We start from the raw sequence: 8,186 nt of genomic DNA on the forward strand, positions 1-8,186 counted from the left end.
CATGCACAGCACCCTGATCGTGGCCCGGATGGCCCCCGAGGCGAGCGGCGATGTCGCCAAGATCTTCGGCGAGTTCGACGGCACCGACATGCCGCACCGGATGGGCACCCGCCGCCGGCAGCTGTTCTTCTACCGCGGCCTGTATTTCCACCTCCAGGACTTCGACGACGACAAGGGCGGCGAGCACATCGAGGAGGCCAAGACCCAGCCCGCGTTCATCAAGGTCAGCGAGGACCTCAAGCCGTACATCGGCGCCTATGACCCGGCCACCTGGCGGTCCCCGGCCGATGCGATGGCCAGCCGCTTCTACGACTGGACGGCTTCCGAATGAACGAGCGGCAGACGGGCCGCCGGGTCGCGATCACCGGCGTGGGGGTGCTGGCACCCGGCGGGGTCGGGGCCAAGAACTTCTGGAGCCTGCTGAGCGAGGGCCGCACCGCGACCCGCGGCATCACCTTCTTCGACCCCTCGCCGTTCCGCTCCCGGGTGGCCGCCGAGATCGACTTCGACGCCGAGCTCGAGGGACTGAGCCCGCAGGAGATCCGGCGCATGGACCGCGCCGCGCAGTTCGCGGTGGTCGCCACCCGCGAGGCGCTGGCCGACAGCGGGCTGGCGATGGGCGGGCTGAACCCGTACCGCACCGGTGTCACCATCGGCAGCGCGGTGGGCGCCACCATGGGCCTGGACCAGGAGTACCGGGTGGTCAGCGACGGCGGCCGACTGGCCGAGGTCGACCACGAATACGCCGTGCCACACCTCTACGACTACATGGTGCCCAGCTCGTTCGCGGCCGAGGTGGCCTGGGCGGTGGGCGCGGAGGGACCGGCCACGGTGGTGTCCACCGGCTGCACCTCCGGGCTGGACTCGGTCGGCCACGCCGTGGAGCTGATCCGCGAGGGCAGCACGGATGTGATGATCGCGGGCGCCACCGACGCCCCCATCTCGCCCATCACCCTGGCCTGCTTCGACGCCATCAAGGCGACCACCCCGCGGGACGACGACCCGGCCCACGCCTCCCGTCCCTTCGACGGCACCCGCAACGGCTTTGTGCTGGGCGAGGGTTCGGCCGTGTTCGTGCTGGAGGAGCTGGAGAGCGCCCGGCGGCGCGGCGCCCGGATCTATGCCGAGATCTCCGGCTACGCCTCGCGGTGCAACGCCTTCCATATGACCGGTCTGCGGCCCGACGGCCGGGAGATGGCCGAGGCCATCCGGATCGCCATGGACGAGGCCCGGATCGGCCCGTCCGACGTGGACTACATCAACGCGCACGGCTCGGGCACCAAGCAGAACGACCGGCATGAGACCGCCGCCTTCAAGAAGGCGCTGGGCGAGCACGCCTACCGGGCGCCGGTCAGCTCCATCAAGTCGATGGTCGGCCACTCGCTGGGCGCCATCGGCTCGATCGAGATCGCCGCATGTGTGCTGGCCATGGAGCACAACGTGGTCCCGCCGACCGCCAACCTGCACACCCCCGACCCCGAGTGCGACCTCGACTATGTGCCGCTGGCCGCCCGGGAGTGGCAGACCGACACGGTGCTGACGGTCGGCAGCGGGTTCGGCGGCTTCCAGAGCGCGATGGTGCTCACCCGAGCCGACAGGAGTGAGGCATGACCACTTCCGTAGTGGTGACCGGGATGGGCGTGGCCTCTCCCAACGGCCTGGGTGCCGCCGACTACTGGACCGCCACCCGGATCGGCAAGAGCGGCATCGGCCCCATCTCCCGCTTTGACGCGTCGGGTTACCCGGCCCGGCTGGCGGGCGAGGTGCCCGGCTTTGAGGCCGCCGACCACCTGCCGAGCAGGCTGCTGCCGCAGACCGACCGGATGACCCGGATGGCGCTGGTCGCCGCCGACTGGGCGCTGGCCGACGCGGGCGTGGTGCCCTCGGAGTTCTCCGAGTTCGACATGGGCGTGGTCACCGCCAGCTCCTCCGGCGGCTTCGAGTTCGGCCAGAACGAGCTGCGGGCGCTGTGGAGCCAGGGCAGTCAATACGTCAGCGCGTACCAGTCGTTCGCCTGGTTCTATGCCGTCAACACCGGCCAGATCTCCATCCGCAACGGTATGCGCGGCCCCAGCGGTGTGGTGGTCAGCGACCAGGCCGGTGGCCTGGACGCGATCGCCCAGGCCCGGCGGCAGATCCGCAAGGGCAGCCGGCTGATCGTCTCCGGCAGTGTGGACGCCTCGGTCTGCCCCTGGGGCTGGGTGGCCCAGCTCGCCAGCGACCGGCTGTCCACCAGCGACGACCCGGACCGGGCCTATCTGCCCTTCGACGCCGACGCCGACGGCCATGTGCCGGGCGAGGGCGGCGCGTTGTTCATCCTGGAGGACGCGGAGTCCGCCCGGCAGCGCGGGGCGCGGGTCTATGGCGAGATCGCCGGATACGGTGCCACCTTTGACCCCAAGCCGGGCAGCGGGCGGGAGCCCGGGCTGCGGCAGGCGATCCGGCTGGCGCTGTCCGACGCGGGCGTCGAACCGTCCGAGATCGACGTGGTGTTCGCGGACGGCGCGGGCATCCCCGAGCTGGACCGCATCGAGGCCGAGGCCATCACCGAGGTGTTCGGGCACCGCGGAGTACCGGTGACCGTCCCCAAGACGATGACCGGCCGCCTCTACTCGGGCGCCGCGCCGCTGGATCTCGCGGCGGCCCTGCTGTCCATGCGCGAGGGCCTGATACCGCCCACCACCAATGTGTCCCCGGCCCCCCAGTACGACATCGACCTCGTGACCCACCAGGCACGCACCGGCTCGCTGGGCGCGGCGCTGATCCTGGCCCGCGGTTATGGCGGCTTCAACTCCGCGCTCGTGGTGCGTACCACGGAGCGCTGAACATTCCCCCTGCAAGGAGAGAGATGAGCACCTTGGCTTTCACCATCGACGACCTCAAGCGGATTCTGCGCGAGGGCGCGGGTACGGAGGAAGGGATCGACCTCGACGGGGACATCCTCGACGAGGAGTTCGAGACGCTGGGCTACGAATCGCTGGCCCTGCTGGAGACCGGTGGCCGGATCGAGCGCGAGTACGGCATCACGCTGGATGACGACGTGCTGAGCGAGGCGCGGACGCCGCGGGCGCTGCTGGCCGCGGTGAACGAGCACTTGTCGACGGTGGGCGAAGCGGCTTAGTCCGGGCCGGGTTTTTTCTTCCCCACCCCGCCCCTTCCCCCAACCGGGGGCTCCGCCCCCGGACCCGCTCTGGGGGCTCCGCCCCCGACCCCATGCGGGGGCTGCGCCCCCTGCGCCCCGCCTCGGGGCTCCGCCCCGGCCCCCGTGCGGGGCGGGGCCCACACCCTACGGAGAGAACATGTCAGAAACGCATCACCGCGTGGCCCTGGTCACCGGTGCCACCAGCGGCATTGGCCTCGCCGTCACCCGCCTCCTGGCCCAGCAGGGCCACCGCGTCTTCCTCTGCGCCCGCAGCGCGGAGAGCGTCACCGAGACGGTCAAGCAGCTGCAGGCCGAGGGCCTCGACGTGGACGGCACCACCTGTGACGTCCGGGACGCGGACGACGTCAAGGCCTTCGTCCAGGCGGCCGTCGACCGCTTCGGCACCGTTGACGTGCTGGTCAACAACGCGGGCCGGAGCGGCGGCGGCGTCACCGCCGACATCGCCGACGAGCTGTGGTTCGACGTCATCGACACCAACCTCAACAGCGTCTTCCGGCTCACCCGCGAAGTCCTGACCACCGGCGGCATGCGCCACAAGGACCGCGGCCGCATCATCAACATCGCCTCCACCGCGGGCAAGCAGGGCGTTGTGCTGGGCGCCCCGTACTCCGCCTCCAAGCACGGAGTCGTCGGCTTCACCAAGGCGCTCGGCAACGAACTGGCCCCCACCGGCATCACCGTCAACGCGGTGTGCCCGGGCTATGTCGAAACGCCCATGGCCCAGCGGGTGCGCGCCGGTTACGCCGCCGCGTACCAGACCGACGAGGCGGCGATCCTGGAGAAGTTCCAGGCCAAGATCCCGCTCGGCCGCTACTCCACCCCGGAGGAGGTGGCCGGCCTGGTGGGCTACCTGGCCTCCGACACCGCCGCCTCCATCACCGCGCAGGCGCTCAACGTCTGTGGCGGACTCGGCAACTTCTGAGCCCCACCCCTTCTGAGCCCCACCCCGAGCCAGCGAAAGGAACCAGCGACCCATGACCATTCGCGAGGTCGAGCACGAGATCACCGTGCAGGCCCCCGCCGCCGAGGTCTACCGCCTGATAGCCGAGGTGGAGAACTGGCCGCGGATCTTCCCGCCGACCATCCATGTCGAGCAGGAGCCGCTCGGCGAGGGCGAGGAGCGCATCCGCATCTGGGCCACCGCCAACGAGCAGCCCAAGCACTGGACTTCGCACCGGCGCCTGGACCCCGGGGCCCGCCGCATCGAGTTCCGCCAGGAGGTCTCCACCCCGCCGGTCGCCGCCATGGGCGGCACCTGGGTGATCGAGGAGCTGTCGGCCGAGGAGTCCCGGGTGCGGCTGCTGCACGACTACCGGGCGATCGACGACGACCCCGGGAAGCTGGCCTGGATCGACGAGGCGGTGGACACCAACAGCCGCTCCGAGCTGGCCGCGCTCAAGACCAATATCGAGCGCGCCACCGCCGACGCCGACCTGCTGGTCTCCTTCGAGGACACCGTCCGGATGGACGCCTCGGTGCAGGACATCTACGACTTCATCAATGAGGCCCAGCACTGGCAGGAGCGACTGCCGCACGTCGCCCGGGTCCGGCTGGACGAGGACACCCCCGGCCTGCAGACGCTGGAGATGGACACCCTCACCAAGGACGGCGACGAGCACACCACCAGGTCGTACCGGGTCTGCTTCCCGCACCACAAGATCGCCTACAAGCAGACGGTGCTGCCCGAGCTGCTGGCCCTGCACACCGGCCACTGGCTGATCGAGGAGACCGAGGACGGGGTGGCCGTCACCTCGCAGCACACCGCGGTCCTGGTCCGCGACAAGATCAAGCCGGTCTGCGGTCCGGACGTCGACCCCGAGCAGGCCCGGGAGTTCGTCCGTATCAACCTGAGCACCAACAGCCGGGCCACCCTCGGGTACGCCAAGGACTACGCCGAGGCCAAAGCAGAAGCCACGGCATGAGCATGGACGCCGATGTCATCATCGTCGGCGCCGGTCCCGTCGGGCTGCTGCTCGCCGGTGAACTGCGGCTGGGCGGCGCCTCGGTGCTCGTCCTGGAGCAGCTCGCCGAGCCGGGGACCGAGTCCCGGGCCTCCACCCTGCACGCGCGCACCATGGAGATCCTGGACCAGCGCGGACTGCTCACCGCACTGGGCACCCCGCCCCAGGACGGGATGGGCCACTTCGGCGGCATCCCGCTCGACCTGGGCACCTCGCCCGGCCCCTATCCCGGGCAGTGGAAGGTGCTCCAGGCCCGCACCGAGGCCCTGTTACAGGACTGGGCGCTGGGCCTGGGCGCCCAACTGCGGCGCGGCCACCGGGTGATCGGGCTCAACCAGTACCACGACGGCGTCGATGTCGAGGTGTACGGGCCGTCCGGCGCCTACCGGCTGGGCGCCTCCCAGGTGGTCGGCTGCGACGGGGAGGACAGCACGGTCCGCCAGCTGGCGGACTTCGCCTTCCCCGGCCGGGACGCCACCCGCGAACTGCTGCGGGCCGACGTCGACGGCATCGACATCCCCAACCGCCGCTTCGAACGGCTGGAGCACGGCCTGGCCATCGCCGCCCGGCGGCCCGACGGCGTCACCCGCGTGATGGTGCACGAATTCGGCCGCCCGGCCCAACGCCGCGTCGGGCCACCGGAGTTCGAAGAGATCGTCGCCGTCTGGCGGCGGGTCACCGGCGAGGACATCGGCCGGGGCACCCCGCTGTGGCTCAATGCCTTCGGCAACACCCGCCGCCAGGCCGAGCGGTACCGCCAGGGGCGGATCCTGCTCGCCGGGGACGCCGCCCACCGCCAGCTGCCGGTGGGCGGCCAGGCCCTCAACCTGGGGCTGCAGGACGCCGTCAACCTCGGCTGGAAGCTCGCCGCCCAGGTGCGCGGCGACGCCCCCGCGGGGCTGCTCGACAGCTACCACCACGAGCGGCACGCGGTCGGTGCCCGGGTCCTCGGCAACATCGAGGCCCAGGCGCAGATCCTGCTCGGCGGCCCCGAAGTGGGCCCGCTGCGCGCGGTCCTCGCCGAGCTGATGGCGTACCACGACGTACGCGATCACCTCGCGGGGATGATCAGCGGCCTGGAGATCCGCTACCCGGACCCCGACGGCGGCGATCACCCGCTGCTCGGCCGCCGGCTCCCGCCCGGCGAACTGCACACCGCGGACGGCCCCGTCGGCACCGCCGCCCTGCTGCATCCCGGGCGCGGGCTGCTGCTCGACCTGGGCGCGGGCATCACGGCCGCCGGCTGGGCCGGCCGGGTCCGTACGGTCGGTGCGCAACGGCCGGCCGGCGAGGGCCCGTCGGGGCTGCTCATCCGGCCGGACGGGCACATCGCCTGGGTCGCGGGCGGCGCGGTCCCGCTGGACACCGCGCTGCGCCGCTGGTTCGGCGCGCCCACCGGCCGAGCAGCCACCGGCTGATTACGGCTGTTTCCCCGGCAACGCCGTTCCGGGTGCCCCCTGGGACGCGCGGTTTCGGCCGGGAGGCCGGGAGTTGTCCCCCGGGATGACGCAGTAACCACCACCAATTCACCTTCTTCACCTTCCTGATGGAGAGATTCACCATGGGTAACCTCACCGGCAAGACCGCGCTCGTCACCGGCTCCAGCCGGGGCATCGGGCGCGCGACCGCCGAGCGCCTGGCCCGCGAGGGCGCGCTCGTCGCCATCCACTACACGGCCAACGCCGAGGCCGCCGAGCAGGTCGTCGCCGGCATCCGGAAGGAGGGCGGCCGCGCCTTCACCGTCCAGGCCGAGCTGGGCGTGCCCGGCGACATCGACACCCTGTACACGGCCCTGGAGGCCGGGCTCAAGGAGCACCACGGCAAGGCCGAGCTGAACATCCTGGTCAACAACGCGGGCATCATGGGCGGGGTCGCGCCCGAGGACGTCACCTCCGAGCAGTTCGACCGGCTGGTGGCGGTCAACCAGAAGGCCCCGTTCTTCCTGGTGCAGCGCCTGCTGCCGATCATTCCCGACGGCGGCCGCATCATCAGCATCTCCTCCGGGCTGACCCGCTTCGCCAACCCGCAGGAGGTGGCGTACGCGATGACCAAGGGCGCCGTGGAGCAGCTCGCCCTGCACTACGCCAAGCACCTCGGCCCCCGCAACATCACCGTCAACAGCGTTGCCCCCGGCATCACCCGCAATGGCAACCCGGTGTTCGACATCCCCGAGGCCGTCGAGCAGATGTCCCGGCTGTCCGCCTTCGGCCGGGTCGGCGAGCCGCAGGACGTCGGTGACGTGGTCGCCTTCCTCGCCTCCGACGACGCCCGCTGGGTCACCGGCGCATTCATCGACGCCAGCGGCGGCACGCTGCTCGGCTGATTCCGTCCACGTGGCCGGGCGCTCCGGTGCCGGGGCGCCCGGCCGGCTGCTCCCAGGGTGGTTGGTTCCCTTTGATCGCGAAAACCCTCACGGCAGAGCCCGTCGCGGCGCGGTGGAGCCCCGCCCTGTGGGGCCTGCTGTTCGTACTCTCCGGCAATATGCTGCTGGACGCCCTTGAGGTGTCCGTCTCCGTGGTGGCCCTGCCCTCGATCGGCGACGACCTCGGCCCCGGACCCTCGCTGCTGGTGTGGACCATGGGCGGATTCGCCCTGGGATTCGGGGCGTTGCTGCTGCACGCCAACCGGATCACCGCCGCCTGGGGGCGGCGCCGGGTGTATCTGGCGGCACTCGCCGTCTTCGCCGTGGCCTCGCTGGTCGCCGGACTCGCCGACAACGTCCCGCTGCTGCTGGCCACCCGGGTGGTCAAGGGCGGCTGCGCGGCGCTCACCGCCCCCACCGGACTGGCCATCATCGCCGGTACCTTCCGGGAGGGCCCCGCACGCGGGCGGGCCGTCTCGGTCTACTCGCTGTTCGGGGCCAGCGGCTTCTCGGTGGGACTGGTGCTGTCCGGACTGCTGACCCAGCAGAGCTGGCGCTGGACGCTGGCGTTCCCCGCGCCGGTGGCGCTGCTGCTGCTGGCCTTCGGGCTCTGGCTGATCCCGCGCGACGAGCCCCGGCAGGCGCTAGGGGGTGTCCGATGGGTCGGCACGGGCCCTGCGGCGCTCCCCCAGCTAACGCT

9 protein-coding genes are annotated in these 8,186 nt (G+C 71.6%); all 9 read left to right on the forward strand.

Features of this window, described 5'->3' with window-relative positions; genetic code table 11:
- Position 1: 1 nt before the first annotated feature.
- Positions 2-331 carry a TcmI family type II polyketide cyclase gene (locus ABCR83_RS28160; RefSeq protein WP_462698032.1) on the forward strand — a complete coding sequence of 110 codons (330 nt, stop codon included), beginning with the start codon at positions 2-4 and terminating at the stop codon, positions 329-331.
- Positions 328-1,611, forward strand: a complete 1,284-nt coding sequence (locus ABCR83_RS28165; protein WP_462698033.1) for a beta-ketoacyl-[acyl-carrier-protein] synthase family protein — start codon at positions 328-330, stop codon at positions 1,609-1,611. Before ABCR83_RS28160 ends, ABCR83_RS28165 begins: the two co-directional genes overlap by 4 nt.
- On the forward strand, positions 1,608-2,825 hold the full coding sequence (locus ABCR83_RS28170) for a ketosynthase chain-length factor (protein WP_462698034.1): 1,218 nt from the start codon (positions 1,608-1,610) through the stop codon (positions 2,823-2,825). Before ABCR83_RS28165 ends, ABCR83_RS28170 begins: the two co-directional genes overlap by 4 nt.
- 23 nt (positions 2,826-2,848) lie before the next feature.
- Positions 2,849-3,121 (forward strand): acyl carrier protein, encoded by a 273-nt coding sequence (locus ABCR83_RS28175; RefSeq protein WP_462698035.1) that lies wholly within the window; start codon positions 2,849-2,851, stop codon positions 3,119-3,121.
- A 178-nt stretch (positions 3,122-3,299) separates the two neighbouring features.
- The gene (fabG, locus tag ABCR83_RS28180) at positions 3,300-4,085 is read left to right on the forward strand and encodes a 3-oxoacyl-ACP reductase FabG (RefSeq protein ID WP_462698036.1); all 786 of its coding nucleotides are present in this window, start codon (positions 3,300-3,302) and stop codon (positions 4,083-4,085) included.
- Positions 4,086-4,137: 52 nt separating this feature from the next.
- Entirely contained in the window at positions 4,138-5,085 is a 948-nt protein-coding gene (locus ABCR83_RS28185) for an aromatase/cyclase (RefSeq protein ID WP_462698037.1), read from the forward strand.
- Entirely contained in the window at positions 5,082-6,542 is a 1,461-nt protein-coding gene (locus ABCR83_RS28190) for an FAD-dependent monooxygenase (protein ID WP_462698038.1), read from the forward strand. Before ABCR83_RS28185 ends, ABCR83_RS28190 begins: the two co-directional genes overlap by 4 nt.
- Before the next feature lie 143 nt (positions 6,543-6,685).
- Positions 6,686-7,447 (forward strand): SDR family oxidoreductase, encoded by a 762-nt coding sequence (locus ABCR83_RS28195; RefSeq protein ID WP_462698039.1) that lies wholly within the window; start codon positions 6,686-6,688, stop codon positions 7,445-7,447.
- Positions 7,448-7,518: 71 nt separating this feature from the next.
- A partial coding sequence (locus ABCR83_RS28200) for an MFS transporter (protein WP_462698040.1) occupies positions 7,519-8,186 on the forward strand: 668 nt, incomplete at its 3' end.

Source organism: Streptomyces xingningensis, assembly GCF_054957865.1.

Excerpts from the sequence above, each read along its gene's own strand:
- ABCR83_RS28165 (WP_462698033.1), top strand. The coding sequence starts at position 328 with ATGAACGAGCGGCAGACGGGCCGCCGGGTCGCGATCACCGGCGTGGGG.
- ABCR83_RS28185 (WP_462698037.1), top strand. The coding sequence starts at position 4,138 with ATGACCATTCGCGAGGTCGAGCACGAGATCACCGTGCAGGCCCCCGCC.
- ABCR83_RS28190 (WP_462698038.1), top strand. The coding sequence starts at position 5,082 with ATGAGCATGGACGCCGATGTCATCATCGTCGGCGCCGGTCCCGTCGGG.
- ABCR83_RS28195 (WP_462698039.1), top strand. The coding sequence starts at position 6,686 with ATGGGTAACCTCACCGGCAAGACCGCGCTCGTCACCGGCTCCAGCCGG.
- fabG (WP_462698036.1), top strand. The coding sequence starts at position 3,300 with ATGTCAGAAACGCATCACCGCGTGGCCCTGGTCACCGGTGCCACCAGC.
- ABCR83_RS28160 (WP_462698032.1), top strand. The coding sequence starts at position 2 with ATGCACAGCACCCTGATCGTGGCCCGGATGGCCCCCGAGGCGAGCGGC.
- ABCR83_RS28175 (WP_462698035.1), top strand. The coding sequence starts at position 2,849 with ATGAGCACCTTGGCTTTCACCATCGACGACCTCAAGCGGATTCTGCGC.
- ABCR83_RS28170 (WP_462698034.1), top strand. The coding sequence starts at position 1,608 with ATGACCACTTCCGTAGTGGTGACCGGGATGGGCGTGGCCTCTCCCAAC.